Origin of the sequence: Caballeronia sp. NCF2 (genome assembly GCF_023631205.1) — a bacterium.
In the GTDB taxonomy this organism is placed as follows: domain Bacteria; phylum Pseudomonadota; class Gammaproteobacteria; order Burkholderiales; family Burkholderiaceae; genus Caballeronia; species Caballeronia zhejiangensis.
In genome coordinates this window covers 207,453-231,088 of record NZ_JALQDN010000062.1, presented here as the reverse complement: position 1 = coordinate 231,088, position 23,636 = coordinate 207,453, and the positions used below count along the sequence as shown (strand labels likewise).

The 23,636-nt window shown below is 62.6% G+C and carries 16 protein-coding genes and 1 pseudogene; 10 read left to right on the top strand and 7 right to left on the bottom strand.

Features of this window, described 5'->3' with window-relative positions:
• The 3 genes from NCS02_RS21945 to NCS02_RS21935 all read right to left on the bottom strand — a co-directional run bounded on the left by NCS02_RS21945 (window position 1) and on the right by NCS02_RS21935 (window position 6,465).
• Complete coding sequence (locus NCS02_RS21945) at window positions 1-3,213, bottom strand: efflux RND transporter permease subunit (RefSeq protein ID WP_008348476.1); 3,213 nt, start codon at window positions 3,211-3,213, stop codon at window positions 1-3.
• 43 nt (window positions 3,214-3,256) lie between these two features.
• Entirely contained in the window at window positions 3,257-4,519 is a 1,263-nt protein-coding gene (locus NCS02_RS21940) for an efflux RND transporter periplasmic adaptor subunit (protein WP_250519979.1), read from the bottom strand.
• A gap of 536 nt (window positions 4,520-5,055) precedes the next feature.
• Complete coding sequence (locus NCS02_RS21935) at window positions 5,056-6,465, bottom strand: aminotransferase-like domain-containing protein (protein ID WP_175981168.1); 1,410 nt, start codon at window positions 6,463-6,465, stop codon at window positions 5,056-5,058.
• 280 nt (window positions 6,466-6,745) lie between these two features.
• On the opposite strand from NCS02_RS21935, the gene NCS02_RS21930 reads away from it, so the two are divergent.
• The 8 genes from NCS02_RS21930 to NCS02_RS21895 all read left to right on the top strand — a co-directional run bounded on the left by NCS02_RS21930 (window position 6,746) and on the right by NCS02_RS21895 (window position 16,391).
• Entirely contained in the window at window positions 6,746-8,173 is a 1,428-nt protein-coding gene (locus NCS02_RS21930) for an amino acid permease (RefSeq protein WP_008348471.1), read from the top strand.
• Window positions 8,173-9,405 (top strand): NAD(P)/FAD-dependent oxidoreductase, encoded by a 1,233-nt coding sequence (locus tag NCS02_RS21925; RefSeq protein ID WP_250503333.1) that lies wholly within the window; start codon window positions 8,173-8,175, stop codon window positions 9,403-9,405. Before NCS02_RS21930 ends, NCS02_RS21925 begins: the two co-directional genes overlap by 1 nt.
• Before the next feature lie 11 nt (window positions 9,406-9,416).
• The gene (locus NCS02_RS21920) at window positions 9,417-10,568 is read left to right on the top strand and encodes a branched-chain amino acid ABC transporter substrate-binding protein (RefSeq protein ID WP_250459892.1); all 1,152 of its coding nucleotides are present in this window, start codon (window positions 9,417-9,419) and stop codon (window positions 10,566-10,568) included.
• The gene (locus NCS02_RS21915) at window positions 10,565-11,944 is read left to right on the top strand and encodes an ethanolamine ammonia-lyase subunit EutB (RefSeq protein WP_250503323.1); all 1,380 of its coding nucleotides are present in this window, start codon (window positions 10,565-10,567) and stop codon (window positions 11,942-11,944) included. The genes NCS02_RS21920 and NCS02_RS21915 overlap by 4 nt, the downstream gene beginning before the upstream one ends.
• Window positions 11,944-12,711, top strand: coding sequence for an ethanolamine ammonia-lyase subunit EutC (gene eutC, locus NCS02_RS21910; protein WP_250503322.1), 768 nt, complete (start codon window positions 11,944-11,946; stop codon window positions 12,709-12,711). Before NCS02_RS21915 ends, eutC begins: the two co-directional genes overlap by 1 nt.
• 127 nt (window positions 12,712-12,838) lie before the next feature.
• Window positions 12,839-13,144 (top strand): DUF485 domain-containing protein, encoded by a 306-nt coding sequence (locus tag NCS02_RS21905; protein WP_250523288.1) that lies wholly within the window; start codon window positions 12,839-12,841, stop codon window positions 13,142-13,144.
• On the top strand, window positions 13,141-14,802 hold the full coding sequence (locus NCS02_RS21900; protein ID WP_008348460.1) for a cation acetate symporter: 1,662 nt from the start codon (window positions 13,141-13,143) through the stop codon (window positions 14,800-14,802). The genes NCS02_RS21905 and NCS02_RS21900 overlap by 4 nt, the downstream gene beginning before the upstream one ends.
• Window positions 14,803-14,933: 131 nt before the next feature.
• On the top strand, window positions 14,934-16,391 hold the full coding sequence (locus NCS02_RS21895; protein ID WP_008348458.1) for an NAD-dependent succinate-semialdehyde dehydrogenase: 1,458 nt from the start codon (window positions 14,934-14,936) through the stop codon (window positions 16,389-16,391).
• Between the two features lie 13 nt (window positions 16,392-16,404).
• Here NCS02_RS21895 and NCS02_RS21890 read toward each other — a convergent pair whose 3' ends face one another.
• The 3 genes and pseudogenes from NCS02_RS21890 to NCS02_RS21880 form a co-directional block, all read right to left on the bottom strand.
• Complete coding sequence (locus NCS02_RS21890; RefSeq protein ID WP_008348456.1) at window positions 16,405-16,851, bottom strand: universal stress protein; 447 nt, start codon at window positions 16,849-16,851, stop codon at window positions 16,405-16,407.
• 242 nt (window positions 16,852-17,093) lie between these two features.
• Window positions 17,094-19,835 (bottom strand): MGH1-like glycoside hydrolase domain-containing protein, encoded by a 2,742-nt coding sequence (locus NCS02_RS21885; protein ID WP_033536231.1) that lies wholly within the window; start codon window positions 19,833-19,835, stop codon window positions 17,094-17,096.
• 99 nt (window positions 19,836-19,934) lie between these two features.
• Window positions 19,935-20,768 (bottom strand): annotated as a pseudogene (locus tag NCS02_RS21880) (cation:dicarboxylate symporter family transporter); the annotation flags it as partial.
• Window positions 20,769-20,775: 7 nt separating this feature from the next.
• On the opposite strand from NCS02_RS21880, the gene NCS02_RS21875 reads away from it, so the two are divergent.
• A complete protein-coding gene (locus tag NCS02_RS21875) occupies window positions 20,776-21,216 on the top strand; it encodes a GntR family transcriptional regulator (protein ID WP_250436752.1) in 441 nt (146 codons plus the stop codon).
• A 305-nt stretch (window positions 21,217-21,521) separates the two neighbouring features.
• Complete coding sequence (locus tag NCS02_RS21870) at window positions 21,522-22,457, top strand: LysR substrate-binding domain-containing protein (protein WP_250503321.1); 936 nt, start codon at window positions 21,522-21,524, stop codon at window positions 22,455-22,457.
• Here NCS02_RS21870 and NCS02_RS21865 read toward each other — a convergent pair.
• Entirely contained in the window at window positions 22,454-23,632 is a 1,179-nt protein-coding gene (locus NCS02_RS21865; RefSeq protein WP_250503320.1) for a CaiB/BaiF CoA transferase family protein, read from the bottom strand. The genes NCS02_RS21870 and NCS02_RS21865 overlap by 4 nt on opposite strands.
• Window positions 23,633-23,636: the final 4 nt, after the last annotated feature.

Below are 23,636 nucleotides of genomic sequence, written 5' to 3'. Positions count from 1 at the left end.
TCAGTCTCCCTTGTCCGGAGCGGACGGCGACGCGTTCGGGCCGCTTCCGCCGTGCGTCTGCTTGGCATCCGGCGCGCTCGCTTCGGCGCCTTTCTTCTTCTTCGAGCGGGAGGACATCGTTTCGAGTCCCCAGAAGAACATCGGGATGAAGAACACGGCGATGACCGTCGCGCCGAGCATCCCGCCGATCACGCCCGTGCCGATCGAATGCCGGCTGTTCGCCGATGCGCCCGTCGCGATCGCGAGCGGCACGCAGCCGAGAATGAACGCGAGTGAAGTCATCACGATCGGGCGCAGGCGCTCTTCGGCGGCGGTCATCGCGGCGTCGTAGACCGACGCGCCCGCCTCGCGATTCAGCACGGCGAACTCGAAGATGAGAATCGCGTTCTTCGCGGCGAGTGCGACGAGCATCGTCAAACCGATCTGGAAGTACACGTCGTTGTTCAGGCCGCGCAAGAGGATCGCGAGCAGCGCGCCGAAGATCGCGAACGGCACCGCCATCAGCACGCCGAACGGCAGGCTCCACTTTTCGTACTGCGCGGCGAGAATCAGGAAGACCATGATGAGGCCGAATATGAACACGAGCGCCGACGAACTGCCCGACTGTTTCGCCTCGTAAGCCTCGCCGCTCCAGCCGATGCCGTAATCGCTCGGCAAGTCCTTCGCGATGTCTTCCAGCGCCGCGATCACTTGCCCCGACGCGTAGCCCGGCGCGGCGTTCGCCGTGATCTTCACCGCGGGGAAGTTGTTGAAGCGCGTGATGAGATCGGGACCGGTCACGTACTTCGTATTGACCACGGACTTGAGCGGCACCATCTCGCCGCTCTTGCTCTTCACGAAAATCTGCGTCAGATCGTCGGGCTTCAGCCGATACTGCGGCTCCGCTTGGAGAATCACCTGCCACAGGCGGCTCGATCGATTGAACTGCGACACGTACAGCGAGCCGAACATCGTCTGCATCGCGCTGTAGACGTCCTCGACGGGCACGCCGAGCGTTTCGGCCTTGTCGCGGTCGACGTTGGCGAGCAGTTGCTGCGACGACGCGTTGAACGTGCTCGTCACGCCCGTCAGTTCCGGCCGCGCTTTCGCCTTCGCGACGAAATCGTCGACGATTCCGGCGAACTGCGCGATGGTCGCGTCGCCCTTGCTCTGAATCCACATTTCGGTGCCGCCCGTCGTGCCGAGGCCCGGAATCGACGGCGGATTCAGCGGCACGACGATGCCCTCCCGAATCTGCGAGAGATGCTTGTAAGCATCGACGAGCACGGCGCGCGCGTTCTGCGTGCGGATATTCGCCGACGTATAGCGATCCTCGAAACTCTTGAAGCCGACGAAGAACGTCGACGAATTGTTCTTGTTCTGGCTGTCGAGAATGGAGAAGCCATCGACCGTCGTGATGCTGCCGACCGCCGGCTGTTTCATGAAGTATTCGGTCACGCGGTCGGACACGGCGCCGGTGCGGTCGAGCGACGCGGCATCGGGCATGATGACGGCGCCGAGCAGATAGCCCTGATCCTCGGGCGGCAGGAACGCCGTCGGAATGTCGCGCATCATCATGACGGCGAGCGCGATCATGCCGACAAAGAGCAGCAGCGCGATCGCGAAACGCTTGATGACGAGCCGCACGAGGTGCGTGTAGCCCCGCGTCATGCGCGCGAATTGATTGTCGAACCAGCGGAAAAAGCCCTTTTTCTCGTGATGTCCCGGCTTGAGCAGCAAGGAGGCGAGGGCGGGCGACAAGGTCAGCGCGACGAGGCCCGATATCACCACCGATATCGCGATCGTGATGGCGAACTGCTTGTACATCTGCCCCGTGATGCCGGAGAGGAACGCCACCGGCACGAACACCGCGCACAGCACGAGCACGATGGCGACGACCGGCCCGGCCACTTCGTCCATCGCCTTCTTCGCGGCGGTCTTCGGATCGAGCTTGTGCACCGTCATGTTGCGCTCGACGTTCTCGATCACGACGATCGCATCGTCCACGACAATGCCGATGGCAAGCACCATGCCGAACAGCGTCAACATGTTGATGGAGAAGCCGAGCGCTTCCATGCCCATGAACGTGCCGACAATCGACACCGGCACCGCGAGCACCGGAATGAGCGTCGCGCGCAGGCTTTGCAGGAACACGAACACGACGATCACGACCAGCACGACCGCTTCGAAGAACGTATGCACCACATCGGAGATGGACGCGCGCGTGAACTCCGTCGTGTCCATCGCGATTTCGTAGTCGATGCCCTGCGGGAACGTCTTCTTCATTTCCGCGAGCGACGCGCGCACCTGCTTGGACACATCGAGCGCGTTCGCGCCAGGCTGCTGATACACCGCGAGCACCGTCGCCGATTTGCCCTGAAAGCGGCTGCGGATCGAATAGTCTTTTTGTCCGAGCTCCGCGCGTCCCACGTCTTTCAGACGCACGATCGCCGCGCCGCCCGATTGCGCGCGGATGATGATGTTCTCGAACTCGGCAGGCTCGGTGAGGCGGCCCGTCGTCGTCACCGCGAAGGACTGTTCGACGGGCGCGCCAGTCGGCGATTGCCCGAGACGGCCGACCGCGAACTGCTGGTTCTGATTGGCGACGGCGCGTTGCACGTCGGCGGCGGTGATGCCGAGCTGCGCCATGCGGTCGGGCTTGAGCCAGATGCGCATCGCGTAATCGGGCGTGCCGAAGATCGCGCTCTGGTTCGCGCCCGGAATGCGCTTCAACGCGTCGAGGACGTACACGTTCGCGTAGTTCGCGATATACGTCGCGTCATAGCGCTCGTCGGGCGAATAGATGGCGATGACCATCATGAACGCCTGCGACTTCTTCTGCACCTGCACGCCCTGCGCCGTCACCGACTGCGGCAGTTGCGGCAGCGCGAGGTTCACGCGGTTCTGCACGTCGACCTGTGCGAGTTCCGGATTCGTGCCGATCTGGAAGTACGCGTTGATCGTGAGATTGCCCGTCGACGAGCTGGACGAGCTCATGTAGATCATGTTGTCCGCGCCGTTGACCTGCTGCTCGATCGGCGCGGCGACGTTGTTCGCGACCACATCCGCGCTCGCGCCCGGATAAGTCGCGGAGATCGTGATCTGCGGCGGCGTGATGTCGGGATACTGCGCGGTGGGCAGCGCGAGCATGGTCAGCGCGCCGCCCAGCGTGATGATGATCGAAATGACCGACGCGAAAATCGGACGGTCAATGCAGAAATGTGAAATGTTCATTGGCCTCTTCCGCGCGACGTGCTTGTCGTCAGATCAAATCACTTCACTTTTCGGTCCCGCCGCTTGCGTTCTTCGCGTCTCCGAGCGACGCCTCCTGCGCGCCCGATGCCGCCGCGCTGCCCGCGGCCGGTGCGGCGACGACGCGAACCTGCGTATCCGCGCCGACGCGTATCGCGCCATCGACGATGACGCGTTCGCCCGCCTTCAGGCCGTTCGTGATGAACCAGTCGTCGCCGTGCCATTCGCCGACTTCGACGACGCGCTGATGCGGCTTCGACTGTTCGTCGAGCACCCACACGAAGTGACTCTTCGCGCCCTGCAGCACGGCGCGTTGCGGCACGAGAATCGCGTTGGGTCGCACCGCGCCCGCCACGCGCGCCTTGACGAACTGTCCCGGTCGCAACGTGCCTTGCGGATTCGCGAACACCGCGCGCACGAGGAACGTGCCCGTCTCCGTGCTGAACGCCGGATTCGTGAAGTCGATGCGACCGGTTTGCGGAAAGACGGAGCCGTCGGCCTGGATGACGGTCACATCGAACTTGTTGTCGGGCGGAAAGCGCAGTTCGCCTTTCTTGATCTGCTCGCGATAGCCCAGCAGTTCGTTCTCCGAGATGCTGAAGTTCACCCACATCGGATCGAGCTGGTAGACGTAGGTGAGCAGGCCGCCCTGCGTCGGCGTCACGTAACTGCCTTCCTGGATGCGCGCGAAACTGGACAGGCCCTTGAGCGGCGAGCGGATCGTCGTGTAGCTGAGATTCAGTTCGGCGGTCTGCACTTCGCCTTTCGCGGCGATGACGGCGGCCTCGGCGCTCTTTTCGTTGCCGATGGCGTCATCGAGATCCTTCTTGCTCAATGCGTTCATCGCGGCGAGCGGCTTCACGCGCGCGAGATTCTGCTGCGTGACGAGCAGCCGCGCCTGCTGTTGCGCGAGCGAGCCTTTGGCCGTCTGCAGCGCGGCCTCGAACGGCCGTTTGTCCATGAGGAACATGACCTGATTGGCCGAGACGAGCGCGCCTTCGGTGTACATGCGCTTTTCGAGGAAGCCGTCGACGCGCGCGCGGATTTCGACCTCGCGCGAGCTTTGCGTCTGCGCGGTGAATTCGAAGTCGACGGGCGTCGATTGCGCCGTGACAGTCACGGCGGTGACATCGACGGCGGGCTTCTGCGCTGGCGGCGCCGGCTTCTTGCACGCCGCGAGCGAGAGCGACGCGAGCGCGGCGATCGCGCCCACGCGCAGCGCGCGCATGGAGCGCGAAGGTGGAGCGAACGAGCAGCAGTCCAGTACGTGTTCCGACACGAACGCCATGGGCGCCTCCCCCGTTGGGATGGCCGATCGTTGATGAGCGAACGCGCCAACAGAGCGCCTCGCCACGACAATGCTCGCGGTGTGCGTTTAGGCGGATGCGCCCGGAAAGCGTGCGCATTTCCGGTGCGCCTGCGCCATGCGATGAAATCGCGCGGGACAGGACTTAGGGCGACGTCAGCGAGCGCGAGCCTGATGCTTGTAATGTGGCGTAGCTGCCTCCGGTTTTGACGGTCGAGTTATAGCCAGAGAGATGCTCTTGGTTCGCCACCGAGTGGCGTGACGTGCGTGACGAGTCTACTAATAGCTGAACTCGGATGAAAACGCCATAGCGTTTATCGGCATTTTGACTGAATGGTGTGGATCGGGATGCGCAGCAATTACTGAACTGGCGTGCTGAATCGGCGGGGAAGGTATGGATGGCTTAGCGAGCCGTCGGATTCATCGTGACGATAAATGCAACGCCGAACCGAAATGTCGATATCCTGACTTGGGCGCCGTGACGCCGCCGCCGTGCGCTTTCCGGCGGCGAGTCGGAATCACAAATGCCCGAACAGCGCCCGCGGCCGGTCCCTCAACGTTCCCGCCAGCATCCGCAATCCGCTGACGAGCTGATCCCGGCTTTCCGCGCACGCGAGATTCACGCGCACCCCATGCTCGATTTCCGACCGGTCGACCGCGAACGCCGACGAGGGCATCACCACGACGCCGCGCGCCTTCGCATTCGCGGCGAAATCGTCCGCGCGCCACGGCAGCGGCAGCTTCAACCACACGAACATGCACGCCGGATCCGATTGCAGGAATTCCTGCGGCAGCAACTCGCGCGCGAGATCATGCCGCGCGCGGATTTCCGCGAGCTGCGCATTCATGATGTGCTGCGCGGTGCCGTCCTCGATCCAGACGGTCGCGATCAGCATCGACAGCGGCGCGGGCATCCACGCCGTCGTACGCACGGCCTCCGCGCATAGCGCGGCGTTGTCCTGCGGGCTCAGCAGATAACCGAGCCGCAAGCCGGGCGCTAGGATCTTCGACGTCGCCGAGATGTGATACGTCAGTTCGGGGCACAGACTCGCGAGCGTCGGCAGACGCTGCGCGACGAGCGGCCCGTACACGTCGTCCTCGATGATCGCGACGCCATGCCGCCGCGCGACATCGACGAGCGCCATGCGCCGTTCCAGGCTCATCGTCGTGACCGTGGGATTCTGCAGATTCGGCACCGTGAAAATCGCCTTCGCCGGCACGCGCCTGCACACGCGCTCGACCTCGTCGATCAGCAAGCCGTCGCGGTCGCTCGGAATGCCCACGATCTCGAACTGGAAGACGGGCGCGAGCGCCTTCAGCCCGTAATACGTGAGTTGATCCGCGAGAATCACGCCGTCCGTGCCGATCAGACTGTTGAGGACCGCATACAGCCCGTGCTGCGCGCCGCTCGTCACGACGACCTGATCCGGCGTCGGCGCGAAACCCGGCGCGCTCATCCAGCGCGCACCGGCCGCGCGCGCCCATGACGGCCCCTGCGGCGGCTGATATTCCTGCAATTGCGCAAAGCGCGGATCGCGCGGCAGTTCGCCCATTGTGCGCGCGAGGCACGCGAGGAATTCGCCGGTCGCGGGCCGGTTCACCGTAAGATCGATGACCGAGCTGCCCGTGCTCGCGGGCGGCATCTCGACGCTCGGCATCGCGCCTCCCGTGACGAGCGAGCCGCGCCGCTTGCTGCCGATCACGAGGCCGCGCAGCTGCAACTCCTTGTACGCGCGCGACACCGTCGACACGTTGATGCCCAGTTCGCTCGCCAGTTGCCGCTGCGGCGGCAGACGGCTGCCCGGCGGATACATGCCGCTGCGGATTTCCTTCTCGATGGAGCTCGACACCTCGATATAGGTCGATCGCTTCGTCGTGCCGTCGGCTTCGCCGTTTGCGCTCAGCGTCTGATCCTTGTCGGAAGCCATGAATCTGTGTCTCCATACAAACATTGCTTTGTCCGCGATTTGTGCGGAAGTCTGCCGATTCTAACTCAGCGCATCACCGACGCAATGTCTGTATGAGAGCTGAAACGCCTCTGCAAGTGCCGCTCCATCCTTCACTCAGGGAAAATCCCGGGACCACACAACCACGCTTTTAATTGCACACAAAAAAATATTGTGTGATTCTAGGATCAGAGTTTGTCTGGTGCGTGTCTCATCCCGCGCTTCCCGATTCATCCGATCTTTGTCCGCAGGAGATTCCCCGATGTCCTTGCCTGAAACCTCGCAACCCAAGCTAGGCTCCGCGCTGCGTCAGCGGCACGTCACGATGATCGCGCTCGGCGGCATCATCGGCGCGGGGCTGTTCGTCGGCAGCAGCGCGACGCTCGCGACCGTCGGTCCGGCGGCGTGCGTGTCGTATCTCGTCGCCGGCATCGTGGTGCTGATGGTCATGCGCATGCTCGGCGAAATGGCGCTTGCCGTGCCCGGCGTCGGCTCGTTCACCGAATATGCGCGCATCGGCCTCGGCAACTGGGCCGGCTTCACGAGCGGCTGGCTGTACTGGTATTTCTGGGTGATCGTCGTCGCGGTCGAAGCGGTCGCCGGCGCGGCGATATTGCAGCGCTGGATACCCGCGCCGGTTTGGGTCATCGGCCTCGTGCTGCTGTCCGTGATGACCGTCATCAATCTGCTTTCGGTCAAGTCGTACGGCGAATTCGAGTTCTGGTTCGCGTCGATCAAGGTCGCGGCGATCATCGTGTTCCTCGCCATCGGCGCGGGCTATCTGCTCGGCTTCGGGCACGCGGGCAGCGCCGTGGCGCATCTCACCGGCAATCGCGGCTTCCTGCCGTTCGGCGCGATGTCCGTGTTCGCCGCCGTGCCGACCGTCATCTTCGCGGTCGGCGGCGCGGAAATCGCGACCATCGCCGCGGCCGAATCCGACGATCCCGCGAAAAGCGTCGCCGCGATGACGCGCTCGGTCATCCTGCGCGTCATCACGTTCTATGTCGGCTCGCTGTTCCTGATTGCGTGCATCGTGCCGTGGGGCAGCATCGTGACGGGCCACTCGCCGTTCGTCGCCGCGCTGGAGACGATGCGCATTCCCTACGCCGCCGACATCATGAACGCGATCGTGCTCGTCGCCGTGCTGTCCGCGCTGAACTCGGGCCTGTACGTGTCGTCGCGCATTCTGTTCCGTCTCGCCGAACGCGGCGATGCGCCGAAGTCGCTGCTCGAGCTCACGCCGAACAAGGTGCCGCGTCTCGCGGTGGTGCTGTCGAGCGTCGTCGGTTATGTGGCGATCGTCGCCGCGATCGTGTCGCCGCAGGGCGTGTTCCTGTTTCTCGTGAACGCATCGGGCGCGGTGATGCTGTTCGTCTATCTCGCAACGGCGCTGGCGCAAATCCGCATTCGCCGACGCATTCAACGCGAAGCGCCCGAGCGTCTCACGCTGAAGATGTGGCTCTTCCCGTGGCTGTCGTATGCCGTCGTGATCGCGATCGTCGGTGTGCTTGCGGCCATGGGCGCGGACCACGAACTGCGTCCGCAACTGATGGCGAGTCTCGCGAGCCTCGCGGCCGCATCGGCGGCGTACTTCTTCGCCGCGAAGCATCATCATCGTCATGAAGAGAGCGAATCGGCGACGGGCTTCCTGTCGCAAGACAATCGGCTCGCATGGAAGGGGCAGGACTGATGTCGAACGTGGCGATCATCGGCGCGGGGTTCATCGGCATGGCGAGCGCGGCCTGGCTTACGCGCGACGGTCACAGCGTGACGCTGTTCGATCCGTCGGGCGTGGCGCAGGGCGCGTCGTTCGGCAACGCGGGCACGTTCGCGCCATACGGATGCGTGCCGGTGAACAATCCGTCCGTATTCCGCGATATTCCGCGCTTTCTCTTCTCGAACGATAGTCCGTTCAGATTGCGCTGGCGTTATCTGCCGCAACTCGCGCCGTGGCTCGCGCGCTTCCTGATGAGCTCGCGACAAAAGAATTTCGAAGCGAGCGCGCAGGCGCTGGCCGCGTTGTTGTCGCGTGCGCAGGAAGGCTATGCACCCTTGCTCGACGACGATGCCTTGAAGCGCTTCGTCAAGCCGCGCGAATGCCTTTATCTGTATTCGAGCGCGGCTTCGTTCGACGCGTCGCGCGATTCGCTGGCATTGCGCGAGAGGCTGGGCGTCGGCTTCGATGTGCTCGACAGCGGCGCGATCCGCGAACTCGAACCGCAACTCGCGCCGATTTTCGCGCGCGGCGTGCTGTTTCGCGATAGCTGGCATTTCAGCGATCCGGCGGGCTTTCTTCAGGCCTTGCACGAGCGGCTCGCCGCCCGTGGCGCGCAACTCGAACGCAAGAAGGTCGACGCGATCGAGCCGGGCGTGCAGGACGTCGCGTTGCGCGTCGAGGGCGATGCGCGCCGCTTCGATCATGTCGTCGTCGCGACGGGCGCGCGTTCGCGCGAATTCGCGCAGCAATGTGGCGATCGCGTGCCGCTCGATACCGAGCGCGGCTACCACATCCGTTATGCGTCGGCATCGAACCTCATATCGCGGCCGTGCGGCTGGGCGGAGCGCGGCTTCTACATGACGCCGATGAGCGATGGCATTCGCGTCGCGGGCACCGTCGAACTCGCGGGTTTCATCGAGGAGCGCAATCGCGCGCTGCTCGATCTCGTCACCGTATCGTCGAAGCGCGCGTTGCCCGCGCTCGGCACGCCCGATCGCGAATGGCTGGGCTTTCGTCCGACGCTGCCGGACGGCGTGCCGGTCATCGGCGCATCGAAGGCGAGCGAGCGCGTCGTGTATGCGTTCGGGCATCAGCATCTTGGCTTGACGCTCGCGGGCGTGAGCGGACGCATCGTCGCCGATCTCATCGCGCGACGTTCGCCGCCACTCGATCTCGCGAGTTATCGCGCGTCGCGTTTTCACTGAGGAGCATGAACATGAATCGCCGTATCTTTCTTTCGGGCGTGACCGCGGGCGTGCTTGCCGCGTACATGCCGATGTCGTGGGCCGCCGATCCCGAGGTCGTGAAGATCGCGTTCGTCGGACCGTTGACCGGGCCGGTTGCGCGCGTCGGCAAGGACTTGCAGTACGGCGCGCAACTCGCGATCGACGAAGAGAACGCGAAGCATCCCATCGTCGGCGGCAAGCCCGTCAAGTTCGAACTGGAGGTGTACGACGATCAGGCCGATCCGCGCGTCGCGATTCAGGTCGCGCAGAAAGCGGTGGATAGCGGCATCGTCGGCGTGATCGGGCATTACAACTCGGGATGCAGCATTCCGGCATCGACCGTCTATCACCAGGCGAATGTCGCGATGATCACGCCCGGCTCGACGAATCCGCAACTCACGAAACAGGGCTTCAAGAACGTGTTCCGCACGATGGGCCACGATGGCGTGGGCGGCGTGGTGGCGGGGCGCTTCGTCGTCGAGCAGATGAAGCCGAAGCGCATCGGCATCATCGACGATCGCACGGCGTTCGGGCAAGGTCTCGCCGATGCCTTCGAGAAGGGCGTGAAGGAAGCCAACGGCAAGGTCGTCGCGCGCGAATACACGAACGACAAGGCCGTCGATTTCCGCGCGATTCTCACGACGATGAAGAGCCAGAACGTCGATCTGATCTTCTTCGGCGGACTCGATGAACAAGGCGCGATGCTCGTCAAGCAGATGCGCTCGCTCGGCATGACGACGCAGCTCTTCGGCGCGGGCGCACTGAAGAGCAACGCGTTCCTGCAGATCGCGGGCACATCGGGCAACGGCACGCAGGACCTCGAGCCCGGTCCCGCGCTCGACAAGCTGCCTTCCGCGCAGGAGTTCGGCAAGCGCTACAAGGCACGCTTCAATCAGGATGTCGAACTATATGCGCCATTCGCCTACGATGCCGCGCTCGCGATGATCAAGGCCATTCACGATGCGAACTCGCTCGATCGCGGCAAGATCGTGGAAGCGCTCGCGAAGGTCAACGTCACCGGCGTGACCGGCAAGATTTCGTTCGATCCATATGGCGATCTCATCAAGCCTCCATACACGCTCTTTCAGGTCGAGCAAGGGCAATGGAAGAGTTTGAGGACGGTCGGCGGAAGCGGCGTATGAGCTTCAGCGAAACCGTAGGCGTTCGGACGTATCGTTTCGACGATCTCAAGACGCTATTGGCGAAAGCGAGTTCGCGACGTTCCGGCGACGAACTCGCGGGCATCGCCGCCGCGACGGAAGAAGAGCGCGCGGCGGCGAAGTTGGCGCTGTCGAGGGTGCCGTTGCGCGCGTTCATCGAAGAAGCGTTGATTCCGTATGAGGACGATGAAGTGACGCGCCTCATCATCGATGAACATTCGCGGGAGGCGTTCGCCGTCGTGTCGCATCTGACGGTCGGCGAGTTCCGCGAATGGCTGCTCGCCGATACGACCGATACCGCCGCGCTCGTCGCCGTATCGCAAGGGTTGACGCCCGAGATGGTCGCGGCCGTATCGAAGCTGATGCGCAATCAGGATCTCATTCTCGCGGCGAAGAAACGTCCGGTCGTCACGCGTTTCAGGAATACCGTGGGATTGCCGGGGCACATGTCGGTGCGCCTGCAGCCGAATCATCCGACCGACGATGTGCAAGGCATCGCCGCTTCGATGATCGATGGCCTCATGTACGGCTGCGGCGACGCGATGATCGGCATCAATCCCGCATCCGACTCGCCGCAGGCCATCGGCAAATTGCTCGCGATGATGGATGCGTTCCGCGAACGCTACGACGTGCCGACGCAAACCTGCGTGCTGACACACGTGACCAACACGCTTGCGGCGATCGAACACGGCGCACCGGTCGATCTCGTGTTCCAGTCGATCGCGGGCACGCAAAAGGCGAATGCGTCGTTCGGCATCTCGCTCGCGTTGTTGCAGGAAGCGTATGAAGCGGCTTTGTCGCTGAAGCGCGGGACGGTCGGCGAGAACCTGATGTACTTCGAGACGGGACAGGGCAGCGCGTTGTCGGCGAACGCGCATCATGGCGTCGATCAGCAGACTTGCGAAGCGCGCGCCCATGCGGTCGCGCGCAAGTTCGATCCGTTTCTCGTGAATACCGTGGTCGGCTTCATCGGTCCGGAATACCTCTACGACGGCAAGCAGATCACTCGCGCCGGACTCGAAGATCATTTCTGCGCGAAGCTGCTCGGCGTGCCGATGGGTTGCGACATCTGCTACACGAATCACGCCGAAGCCGATCAGGACGACATGGACAATCTGCTTACGCTGCTCGGCGCGGCCAACGTGAACTTCATCATGGGCGTGCCCGGCGCAGACGATGTCATGCTGAACTATCAGAGCACGTCGTTTCATGACGCGCTGTATGTGCGCGACGTGCTCGGTCTGAAACGCGCGCCGGAGTTCGAAGCGTGGCTGCGCGCGATTCAGATCACGAATGCGCGCGGCATGCTTCAGACGCGCGCCGAGTGGCCCGCCCTGAACGACTGGATGAGGGCGTGATGAGCGTCAGCCAGAATCCGTGGAAAGCGCTGCGCCGTTTCACCGATGCGCGCATCGCGCTGGGACGCGCGGGCAACAGCGTGCCGACCGCGCCGCTGCTCGCGTTCAATCTCGCGCATGCGCAGGCGCGCGATGCGGTGCATCGGCCGCTCGATGTCTCGTCGTTGCTGGGAGAACTGGCTTCGAAGCGATTCGCATGTGCTTCGGTATGCAGCGCCGCTTCGGCACGCGATGTTTATCTCCGTCGTCCGGATCTTGGCCGCATGCTGAGCGACGACAGCGCCGCGCGTCTCGCGACCCACGCGACGGACGCGGATGTCGTGTTCGTCATCGCCGATGGACTGTCGTCGAAAGCAGCGGCGACGCACGCGATACCGCTCATCGAAAGAACGATCGCGCGGCTCGACGGATGGCGCATCGGTCCGGTCGTCGTCGCGACTCAGGCGCGCGTCGCGCTCGGCGATTGCATCGGCGCGATATTGAGGGCGCGCATCGTCGCGGTGCTGATCGGTGAGAGGCCGGGGCTCAGTTCGCCCGCGAGCCTCGGCGTGTATGTGACTTACGATCCCGTGCAGGGCCGCAGCGATGCGGAGCGCAACTGCATATCGAACGTGCGTCCTGAAGGACTTGCTTACGACGCGGCCGCGTTCAAGCTCGCGTGGCTGCTGAACGAAGCGCGCACGCGCAAGCTGACGGGCGTGAGCCTCAAAGACGACAGCGCGACGACGCTGCCCGGGCGAACGATGGATCGCCTATCGGGTGCATAGCAATGGACGATGCTTCGCGTAAACCCCGTCGAAAGAAAACGCTTCACGTAAGAAACGGGTAAGCGGACGCTTTTACCTTAGTCTCCAGCGCATCGTAAACGAGGCATTCATGCAGGAGACGACGGAAATGGATCTGAAGATCGTAGAGAAAATAAAGTCGAGCGCCGCTTACGGCGAACTGGTGCGAAAGCGCTCGAAGCTCGGCTGGACGCTGACGGCACTCGTGCTGGTCGTCTATTACGGCTATGTGCTGCTCATCGCATTCAACAAGGATCTGCTCGCCGCGAAGATGGGCGCGGGCGTCATGACATGGGGCATGCCGATCGGCCTGTTCGTGATCGTGTTCACGGTCGTCATCACGGGGCTGTATGTGCACCACGCCAACAGCACGTACGACGAACTCACCGACAAGATCAAGCGGGAGGCCGCATGAAGCCGCAACGCATCGTCACGGCGGGCGCGCTTTTCGCGGCGTCCGCGAGTTCATTTGCAGCAGGCGGCGATCTCGGTCAGGCGGTCAAGCAGGCGACCAACTGGACCGCGATCTGCATGTTCATCGCGTTCGTGATCGCGACGCTCTTCATCACCAAATGGGCCGCGAAGAAGACGCGTTCCGCGGCCGAGTTCTACACGGCGGGCGGCGGCATCACGGGCTTTCAGAACGGTCTTGCGATCGCGGGCGACTTCATGTCGGCGGCGTCGTTTCTCGGCATTTCGGCGGCGGTTTATAGCAATGGCTATGACGGGCTGATCTATTCGATCGGCTTTCTCGTCGGCTGGCCGATCATCACGTTCCTGATGGCGGAGCGTCTGCGCAATCTCGGCCGCTTCACATTCGCCGATGTCGCCGCGTATCGCTTCAAGCAGACGCCGATTCGCGCGTTCGCTGCATCGGGCACGCTCGTGGTCGTCGCGTTCTATCTGATCGCGCAGATGGTCGGCGCGGGACAGCTCATCAAGCTGCTGTTCGGGCTCGAATACTGGATCGCGGTCGTGATCGTCGGCGCGCTGATGATGGTGTACGTGCTCTTCGGCGGCATGACCGCGACGACGTGGGTGCAGATCATCAAGGCGTGTTTGCTGCTTGCGGGTGCATCGTTCATGGCGTTCATGGTGCTGTGGCAATTCCACTTCAGCCCCGAGGCGCTCTTCGCGAAGGCCGTCGACGTGCACGAGAAGAAGGCGTCGATCATGGGTCCGGGCAACTTCATCAAGGATCCGATTTCGGCGATCTCGTTCGGCATCGCGCTCATGTTCGGTACGGCCGGTCTGCCGCATATCCTGATGCGTTTCTTCACCGTGCCCAACGCGAAGGAAGCGCGCAAGTCGGTGTTCTGGGCGACGACGTGGATCGGCTACTTCTACATACTCACGTTCATCATCGGCTTCGGCGCGATCGTGCTGGTGAGCACCAATCCGATGTTCAAGGATGCGGGCGGCAAGCTGCTCGGCGGCACGAACATGGCGGCGGTGCATCTCGCGAGCGCGGTCGGCGGCAACGTGTTCCTCGGCTTCATCTCGGCAGTTGCGTTTGCAACTATCCTCGCAGTGGTGGCGGGCCTGACGCTCGCGGGTGCATCGGCGGTGTCGCACGATCTCTATGCGACCGTGTTCAAGAAGGGCAAGGCGTCCAGCAAGAGCGAACTGAAGGTGTCGCGCATCACGACGATCGTGCTCGGCATCGTCGCGGTCGTGCTCGGCATCGTGTTCGAGAAGCAGAACATCGCGTTCATGGTGTCGCTCGCGTTCGCGGTCGCGGCGTCCGCCAACTTTCCGGTGCTCTTCATGTCGGTCCTGTGGCGCGGCTGCACGACGCGCGGCGCGGCAATCGGCGGCTTTCTCGGCCTGCTTTCGGCGGTCGTGATGACGGTCCTGTCCAAAGCCGTATGGGTCGATGTGTTCCACTACGCGGATGCGCCGTTCCCGTATGCATCGCCTGCGCTGTTCTCGATGGCGATCGGTTTCATCGGCATCTGGCTCTTCTCCGTAACCGATCAATCGGCGCGTGCGCGTGTCGATAAAGCAGGCTTCGAAGCGCAGACCGTGCGCTCCGAAACGGGCATCGGCGCGGTGGAGGGCGCGAGCCATTGATGTGATGTTGAGTGAGCGGCGCGCGCAGTATTCGTATACCCGGGATGCCGCGCGCGTCCGAATGGCGAGTGGAAAATGCGTTAAGCTCGATGCACCTGATTGCACGAAGCGCCAACGCATTGGAGCGAGCCATGGAACTGCAGTGCCCCAGTCTTTTCGAACAATCGGCGTATATCGGCGGCGCGTGGATCGACAATACTTCGCTGCCGCGCGTGTCTGTCATCAATCCATCCACTAAAGAAATCATCGGCTCGGTGCCGCAGGTCACGGACGAGCAGGTGACGGAGGCCATCCAGTGCGCGCACGCGGCGCTGCAGGACTGGCGCAGCTGGAGCAGTCGCGAGCGCGCGTCGGTGCTGAGAGAGTGGGCGCGCCTCGTCGAACATCATCGCGACGATCTCGCCATCATCCTCTGCCGCGAACAAGGCAAGCCGCTGCACGAAGCGCGCTCCGAAATCACGCAGGCCGCGAATTATCTCGACTGGTTCGCCGAGGAAGCGCGCCGCATTTACGGCGACAACATTCCCGCGCCGCGACGCAATCAACGCATACGTGTGCTGCATCAGCCGATTGGCGTGTGCGGCGCGATCACGTCATGGACCTTTCCTTCGTCGATGGTTGCACGACGCGTCGGCGCTGCGCTCGCGGCGGGCTGCACGGTCATCCATCACCCCGATCCGCAGACGCCATTCTCCGCGCTCGCGCTGTGCGTGCTCGGCGAGAACGCGGGCTTGCCGCGCGGCGTGCTCTCCGTGTTGACGGGCGAGGGCGAACCGGTTCGCAGCACGCTGCTTGCGAGCCCCGACGTGAGGAAAGTATCGTTCACCGGTTCCATCGAGGAAGGCAAGCGGCTGATGACTTTATGCGCGCCTACCGTGAAGAAGATGTCGCTCGAACTGGGGGCGAACTGTCCGTTTATCGTGTTCGACGACGCGGACATCGACCTCGCCGTGAAGGGCGCGCTCGATGCGCGGTTTCGTCATTCGGGCCAGGCGGCGATGTGCGCGAACCGCTTCTTCGTGCATGAGGACGTGTACGAGACTTTCGTCGCCAAGCTCGTGTCCAAGGTCGCGTTGCTGAAAGTGAGCGACGGGCTGGACGAGGGCGCGCAGATCGGCCCGCTTATCGGCGATGCGGCGGTGACGCGCATCGAAAGTCTCGTCGACGAAGCGGTCAGGCTCGGCGCGAAGATCGCAGCGGGCGGCTCACGCGTCGCGCCGGGATCGAACTTCTTCAGGCCGACGGTGCTGACGAACGTCGATCCGTCGATGAGCGTATGCGGCGACGAAGTGCTCGGCCCGATTGCCAGCGTGCTGCCGTTCAGGGACGAGGACGACGTCGTCACGCTCGCGAACGATACGCGCACGGGGCTCGCGGCGTACTTCTATACCGCCGATATCAGCCGCGCATTCCGCGTCATGGAAGCGCTCGAATGCGGCGTCGTCGGCGTGAATGACAGCCTCGTGTTCAACGAAGTTGCGCCCTTCGGCGGGATCAAGGAATCGGGCATGGGGCGCGAAGGGGCATCCTCGGGAGTCGAGGAGTATCTCGAAGCGAAGTATGTCTGTTTCGGGAATCTGGAGCGGTAGGACGGCGGACGCATCACTCCGGCGGCCTCACCACCAGAATCGGCAAATGACTATGTGTAAGCACTTTCTGCGTTTCACTCCCGAGCAATAGCCCGCGAATTCCGCCGTGCCCATGCGACGCCATCACGATGAGATCGCAGTGCCGCGCTTTCGCCGTATCGAGAATCGCCTCATACGGATGCGCTCCCGTCGGCGCTTCCGTATCGCAAGCGACGCCGGCCTGCGCGGCGATACTTCGCAGATTCTCGAGATATTGCCGCGCGCGGGCCTGATCCGCGGCGTGCGCCTCATCCTGACTCGCGCCGACCATCTCGGCGCTATAAACGGTCATATGAAATGGCCGCACCATATAAAGACCGGTGATGCGCGCACTGTTCTCTTTGGCGAGCGAGACCGCCATGCGGACAGCCGCTTCGGAGAGCGCGGACCCGTCAGTGGGAACCAGCAGATGGTTGAACATGATGACGTCCTCCGGTTCTCTGGGGACATGAAAGAAACACGCGAACCGACGATTCAAGTATAGGCGAGCGCCAGAATTCCAGCGCGAAAATCAGATCCACGAGAATGTTTTCATCGTCCGCATCCGCATGGTACAAACGTTCCGGCGGTACCCCGCGCACGAGAAAAATGTGTCGTCGAAAGCGACGGACAGGCGGCTTCTGTTTCGGCACCTACGCATTCGAAGTCGATTGCTTCATGACGCTAGCGTCCCATCTCGGCGCTCGCTTCTTCATGCAGACGCACGGCCATGACGGGCGCTTCCGGCCCCACGTGCGATAACTTCATCAGACGCGGTTGCAGCAGCAGCGCAACGAGCCCGCTCCATCCAGTCTGATGCGACGCACCGACACCGCGCCCGTTGTCGCCATGAAAGTACTCGTGAAAGAGAATGAGATCCTGCGAGCGCGGATCGGCTTGCAGCATCGGATACGCGGCCATCACAGGACGCTTGCCTTCTTCGTCTTTCAAAAAGAGCATGCTGATGCGCCGTGAGAGATCGTCGGCGATTTCGTTCAGCGAATGAAACTTGCCCGATCCCGTCGGATGCTCGACGCGAAAATCATCGCCGTAGTAGCGATGAAACTCGTAGAGCGATTCGATCAACAAGTAATTGACCGGCATCCAGATCGGCCCGCGCCAGTTCGAATTGCCGCCGAATACGCGCGAATCCGATTCCGCGGGCAAGTACCGGATGCAGACGTTCACGCCATCATGATCGAACACATAAGGCTTGTCGCAATGCACGCGGGATAACGCGCGTACGCCATAGTCCGACAGGAACTCCGCTTGATCGAGCGTGCGGCGCAACAGCGCTTTCATGCGATGTCCGCGCAAGAGCGAAAGCAAAGTCGTGTTGCCTTTGCCAGGCTCGGTCCAGCGCGATACGAGCTTCGCAAGGTTCGGCCGATGATCGAGAAACCATACGAGGCGTTCACGCAGTCCGGGCAAGTCGCCGTACACGCTTTCCTCGAGCACATGAACGGCGAAGAGCGGAATCAGTCCGACGATCGATCGAATGCGCATGGGCACGCGCGCGCCGTTCGGCAGATGCAGTACGTCGTAGAAGAATTCGTCGCTGCCGTCCCATAGGCCGGTATTGCAGACTTCGCCGCAGCTCACGGCTTCCGCGATATACAGGAAGTGCTCGAAGAACTTCACCGCGATCTCGACATATGATTCGTTCGTCATCGCGAGTTCGAGGCCGATCTGCATGAGGTCGAGCGCGTAGGATGCCATCCATGCGGTGCCGTCGGCCTGATCGATACGTCCGCCGGTCGGCAGCGGCTGCGAGCGATCGAAGATGCCGATGTTGTCGAGGCCGAGAAATCCGCCCTGAAAGATATTGCGGTCGTCGGCGTCCTTGCGGTTGACCCACCACGCGAAGTTGAGCAGCAGCTTGTGGAACATGACCTCGAGGAACGCGTGATCGCCGATGCCGGTCATCTCGCGATCGAGCTCGAACACGCGCCATGTCGCCCATGCGTGAACGGGTGGGTTCGCATCGCCGAATGCCCATTCATAAGCGGGCAATTGCCCGTTCGGATGCATGTAGCGTTCTTTCACGAGCAACAGCAATTGCTTCTTCGCGAAGTCGGGATCGATCGTCGCGAACGCGACCGCATGGAACGCAAGGTCCCACGATGCGTACCACGGATACTCCCACTTGTCCGGCATCGATACGATGTCGCCGTTGCACATGTGCCGCCAGTCAGCATTGCGGCCATGCCGCCGTTCTTTCGGCGGCGTGGGCTGGCCCGGATCGCCGTCGTGCCAGCGCGTGACGTCGAACTGATAATACTGCTTCGTCCATAGCATGCCGGCGAGCGCCTGGCGTTGCACGAGACGCGCGTCGGCATCGTCGATATCGTGTTGCAGCGTCGCATAGAACTCGTCGGCTTCCGCTTCGCGACGCGCGAAAAGCTGGGCCAGGTCGAGCGGCGGATCGTTCGAAACCGATGCCGGGCGCCAGCGCAAGTACATCACGGAACTTTCATGCGGTGAGAGTTGCAGATGCACATGCGCGGCGCAACGCGTGCCGCGATCGCGGCGTATCGCCTGTTCGTCGCCTTCGACGAGATAGTCGTTGAAGCCATCCTTGAACGGCCCCGCGCCTTCGATGCCGTATATGCGACGAACGTTCGTCTCGTTCTCGCAGAAAATCCATTCGACCGGCGCCTGCGCAGAAGCCGTGACATCCATCTCGCCATGCGACGGATTGTGCGCGATGACGCGGGCACCTTCGCGCGCATCGTGTTCGAGCTTCAGCGACGGCTTGCCCCATTTGCTCGACCACGCCCACCGGTTGCGCGCCCAGAATTGCGGCAAGAGATGAAGCGTCGCGGCTTCGTCCGCGCGATTCTCGACGGTCACGCGCATCACGATGTCATCGGGCGCGTGCTTCGCGTATTCGACATAGACATCGAAGTAACGGTCGCAATCGAATACGCCCGTGTCGGGCAGTTCGTATTCGGGCTGATCGGGACCGCGCCGTTTGTTCTCGTCGATGAGTTGCTGATACGGATACGCATCGTGCGGATACTTGTACAGCATCTTCATGTACGAATGCGTCGGCGTGCCGTCGAGATAGAAGTACAGTTCCTTTACGTCTTCGCCGTGATTGCCTTGCTCGTTCGTGAGACCGAAAAGCCGCTCCTTGATGATCGGATCGCGGCCGTTCCACAACGCGAGCGACACGCACCAGTCGAGCGGGTCGTTGCCGAATCCCGCGATACCGTCCTCCCCCCATCGATACATGCGGCTGCGCGCATGGTCGTGCGGAAAGTAGTCCCACGCCGTGCCGTATTCGCTGTAATCCTCGCGAACGGTGCCCCATTGACGCTCGCTCAGATACGGGCCCCAGCGGCGCCACCGGTCGAGCCCGGCGCCATGCAGACGGGAGCCTTCCTTCGTTTGCAGCAGATGGATTGCGCGTAGCGGTGGCATGCGACCTCCGTTGCGGTTGCTCATCCAGCACGTTCGATGCGCGGTTTTCCGATGATAAGCGAAGTGAAAAAAAGCGCGGCGATTGCCGCGCTGCGAGAATCATCGCGCCGTTTTTAGCGGGATACCGTCCGGATGACGATTCGCGTCGTTCATGTCTTCGGGGAGAAGATTGCCGTCCGCGAGCCGCCGGTCTGCTTCGGCGATCTCCGGATAGCGCTCCGGATAAAGATGCCGTTCGCTGACGGCCGCATCGAACGTGCGCGACCACTTCGCGATGACGACCGTCGCAAGGCTGTTGCCGATGGTGTTGCACGTCGCGATTGCCATCGACATGAAGCGGTACACGCCAAAGATCAACGCGAGTCCTTCGACGGGAAGGATGCCCGTCGACGTGACGGTCGCTGCAAACACCACGAACGATCCGCCGGAAACCGTGGCTGCGCCTTTGGACGTCAGCAGCATCAGCAGCAGAATGCCGATCTGATGTTCCAGCGTGATCTGCACGCCATAACCATGCGCGATGAACATGACGCCCATCGACATGAAGATCGACGTGCCATCGAGATTGAACGCATAGCCTGTGGGCAGCACGAGTCCGACCGTCTGCTTCGCGCAGCCGAGCCGTTCGAGCTTGATCAGAAGACGCGGCAGTGCGCTTTCCGACGACGCAGTACCGAGCACGATGAAGATCTCGTCTCTGATGTAGCGCAGAAAGCGCCACAGGCTGAAGCCCGCGAGCTTCGCGATGATGCCCATGACGACGACGATGAAGAGTACGACCACCGCATAGAAACTCACGACGAGCTGCGCCAGCGCGATCAGCACTGCCGTGCCGTTGCTGCCCACCGAATACGCGACCGCGCCGAACGTGCCGAGCGGCGCGAGCTTCATCACGAGGTTGATGAACGAGAACAGCACTTCCGAAACGAGATCGCGCGTCGTGCAGTCGACGCAGCACATCGAAACCTCCGCGAAGCTCGCGAAGACGCTGCGCTGCGCACAGGGCACACCGTGGCTGCGCATATCGAGCGTGCGTATCGACGGCGACAAGGACAGTCCGCCCGTTGGCTGGACCGATGTGTATATCGATCCGGAATACGAGGACGTCGCGCAAGCCGCGAAGGAGAACCCGGATACGCTCATCAGCGCGCTGATCGAAGCGCGTTACGGACGCTGCATCGACGAGATTCAGCAGGACGTGCGTGCCATTGCCGTATCGGCGGAGATGGCGAGACGCCTGCGCGTCGAGGCGGGAACGGCGGCGCTGGAAATCGTGCGCCGCTATCTCGACGCGAGCGGCGCGACGTTCGAGATATCGGTGACGGTGCATCCCGCAGAGCGCTTTTCGGTGTCGATGCGTCTCAAGCGATCGCCGGGCTAAAATCGTCGCGGGCGTGCTATCGAAGTTATCCGGCGTGCGTTTCCGAATAACGCAGAAGGAGGACGCCATGGGCAAGAACAGGGCGGCTACGCAAGCCATGAGCTTTAATCGGCTTGCGCGATAGCGGGCATCGGAAGCCGGCACAAACAGCACGCTCGTGTCGAGCTGCATCGAACCGAACGGACCGGGGCATTGATGCGCCCTGAGCGAAGCGAATCGATTCGTATGACGATGCGAGCTATAGAATAGGCCACCGGCGCCAGACGCTCACGAGCGCGCCCTGACTTCGATCCTCGCACCCTCATATGGATGTTCGCCAGCTTCGCTACTTCGTCAGCATCGTCGATTACGGCAGTCTCGGCAAAGCAGCGGAAAAGCTCTACGTGGCACAGCCTTCGCTCAGCCAGCAAATGGCGCGGCTCGAAGAGGAACTCGGCGTCACGCTCCTTCTGCGCAGCAATCATGGCGTCACCCCCACGGCCGAGGGCGACGCGCTCTATCGGCATGCACGCGTCGTGCTGCGGCAAATGGAGCAGCTCAAGCAGGAAGTGACGAAGGGCGCGGGCGCGGAATCCGGCACCGTGGCGGTCGGCCTGCCGACGACGATGGCATCCGTTCTCGCCGTGCCCCTGTTCGAGCGCATTCAGGACCGGTATCCCGGCATACGCCTGCAGTTCTTCGAAAGCATGAGCGGCTATCTGAACGAGTTGCTTGCCAATGGCCGGCTCGACCTCGCGATTCTGTTTCGTGAATCGGATACACCCGGCATCACCGCGTTGCCCGTGCTCGACGAAACGCTTTATCTTGCGGGCGAGCCGGGCGGCGGCATCTCGCCGCGCGCATCGACATGTCCGCTTGCGAAGCTCGCGGGCGTGAAACTCGTCGCGCCCGGCGCATCGAATGGCTTGCGCTTGCTGATCGAGCGCACGTTCGCGAGCGAGAAAGTCGAGCTGAACATCGTTGCGGATATCGACTCGTTGCCATCGCTTTTGCTTATCGCGCATTCGGGCAGAGCCTGCACGATTCTGCCTTCGTCCGCGATCGTGCAATGGAACGAGGCGTTGCTGCCGAAAATGCGCAGAATCGTCGATCCGATCATCAGGCGCCCGGCCAGCATTTGCTGGCCCAACGATGCGCCGATGAACTCAGCGACCGTCGCCGTGCGCGCGACGTTGATCGAGTTGATCGCCGAGCACATTGACCGCGATCGCTGGCAAGGCGTGACGATGCGACGAACCTAGATCGCCTTCGCCGCGCGCAAGCGTTCGATGGCTTCGCTATTCAGCCCCAGTTCGCGCAACACGGATTCCGTGTGCTCGCCGAGCGCGGGCACGGCGTCCATGCGCGGTTCATCGGCGCTGAAGCGTCCCGGCGGATAGAGCGCGGGAATCTTGCCGGCGGGCGTATCGACCTGTGTCCAACGATTGCGCGCTTCGAGCTGTTCATGCTTCCAGACATCGTGCATGTCGTTCATCCGCGCATTCGCGATGCCCGCTTCTTCAAGCCGTTCGATGACCTGTGCGGCCGTCAATGAGGCGAATGCATCGACGATGAGGCGCATCAACTCGTCGCGATGCTGCGCGCGAAGGCTGTTTGCACAGAAGCGCTCGTCGCGCTGAAGCTCGGGCATACGAAGAACGATTTCGCAAAACTTCTTCCACTCGCGCTCGTTTTGCAGGCCAAGCATGACGGTCTTGCCATCGCCTGCGGGGAAAGGGCCGTAAGGGAAGATCGTCGCGTGCGATGCGCCCGCCTTGCGCGGCGGCGTCTGACCGTCGATCGCGTAATAGAGCGGATAGCCCATCCATTCGACCATGCTTTCGAACATCGAAATGTCGATGCGTTTGCCGCGCCCGGTGCGTCCGCGTTCGATGAGCGCCGCGAGTATGTTCGTGTAGCCATACATGCCGGCGGCGATATCTGCGATCGAGCAGCCTGCTTTCGCCGGTGCGCCTTCCGAACCCGTGATGCTCAGAAAACCCGCTTCGCTTTGAATCAGCAAGTCATACGCTTTCTTGTCGCGCATCGGGCCATCGGAACCATAGCCGGAGATATCGCACACGATGAGCCGCGGATAGCGCTCCTTCAACGCGTCGTAATCGAGGCCGAGCCGTTGCGTCGCGCCGGGCGCGAGATTCTGCACGAATACATCGGCATCGGCGAGCAGCTTGTGCACGACATCGAGTGCTCCAGGATGCTTGACGTCGAGCGTCACGCTTTCTTTCGAGCGGTTCGTCCACACGAAATGCGATGCGAGTCCCGACACACGTTCGTCATAGTTGCGAGCGAAATCACCTGTGCCTGGACGCTCGATCTTGATGACGCGCGCGCCGAGATCGGCGAGCTGACGCGTGCAGAAGGGCGCTGCAATTGCATGCTCGAACGTGACGACCTTGATGCCTTGCAGCGGGCGCATGACC

What these genes read in the sequence shown, in the direction of transcription:
- NCS02_RS21895 (WP_008348458.1), top strand. Translation starts at nt 14,934, where the DNA reads ATGGAACTGCAGTGCCCCAGTCTTTTCGAACAATCGGCGTATATCGGC.
- NCS02_RS21900 (WP_008348460.1), top strand. Translation starts at nt 13,141, where the DNA reads ATGAAGCCGCAACGCATCGTCACGGCGGGCGCGCTTTTCGCGGCGTCC.
- NCS02_RS21915 (WP_250503323.1), top strand. Translation starts at nt 10,565, where the DNA reads ATGAGCTTCAGCGAAACCGTAGGCGTTCGGACGTATCGTTTCGACGAT.
- NCS02_RS21940 (WP_250519979.1), bottom strand. Translation starts at nt 4,519, where the DNA reads ATGGCGTTCGTGTCGGAACACGTACTGGACTGCTGCTCGTTCGCTCCA.
- NCS02_RS21890 (WP_008348456.1), bottom strand. Translation starts at nt 16,851, where the DNA reads ATGTTCAACCATCTGCTGGTTCCCACTGACGGGTCCGCGCTCTCCGAA.
- NCS02_RS21905 (WP_250523288.1), top strand. Translation starts at nt 12,839, where the DNA reads ATGGATCTGAAGATCGTAGAGAAAATAAAGTCGAGCGCCGCTTACGGC.
- eutC (WP_250503322.1), top strand. Translation starts at nt 11,944, where the DNA reads ATGAGCGTCAGCCAGAATCCGTGGAAAGCGCTGCGCCGTTTCACCGAT.
- NCS02_RS21865 (WP_250503320.1), bottom strand. Translation starts at nt 23,632, where the DNA reads ATGCGCCCGCTGCAAGGCATCAAGGTCGTCACGTTCGAGCATGCAATT.
- NCS02_RS21945 (WP_008348476.1), bottom strand. Translation starts at nt 3,213, where the DNA reads ATGAACATTTCACATTTCTGCATTGACCGTCCGATTTTCGCGTCGGTC.
- NCS02_RS21870 (WP_250503321.1), top strand. Translation starts at nt 21,522, where the DNA reads ATGGATGTTCGCCAGCTTCGCTACTTCGTCAGCATCGTCGATTACGGC.
- NCS02_RS21935 (WP_175981168.1), bottom strand. Translation starts at nt 6,465, where the DNA reads ATGGCTTCCGACAAGGATCAGACGCTGAGCGCAAACGGCGAAGCCGAC.
- NCS02_RS21930 (WP_008348471.1), top strand. Translation starts at nt 6,746, where the DNA reads ATGTCCTTGCCTGAAACCTCGCAACCCAAGCTAGGCTCCGCGCTGCGT.
- NCS02_RS21925 (WP_250503333.1), top strand. Translation starts at nt 8,173, where the DNA reads ATGTCGAACGTGGCGATCATCGGCGCGGGGTTCATCGGCATGGCGAGC.
- NCS02_RS21885 (WP_033536231.1), bottom strand. Translation starts at nt 19,835, where the DNA reads ATGCCACCGCTACGCGCAATCCATCTGCTGCAAACGAAGGAAGGCTCC.
- NCS02_RS21920 (WP_250459892.1), top strand. Translation starts at nt 9,417, where the DNA reads ATGAATCGCCGTATCTTTCTTTCGGGCGTGACCGCGGGCGTGCTTGCC.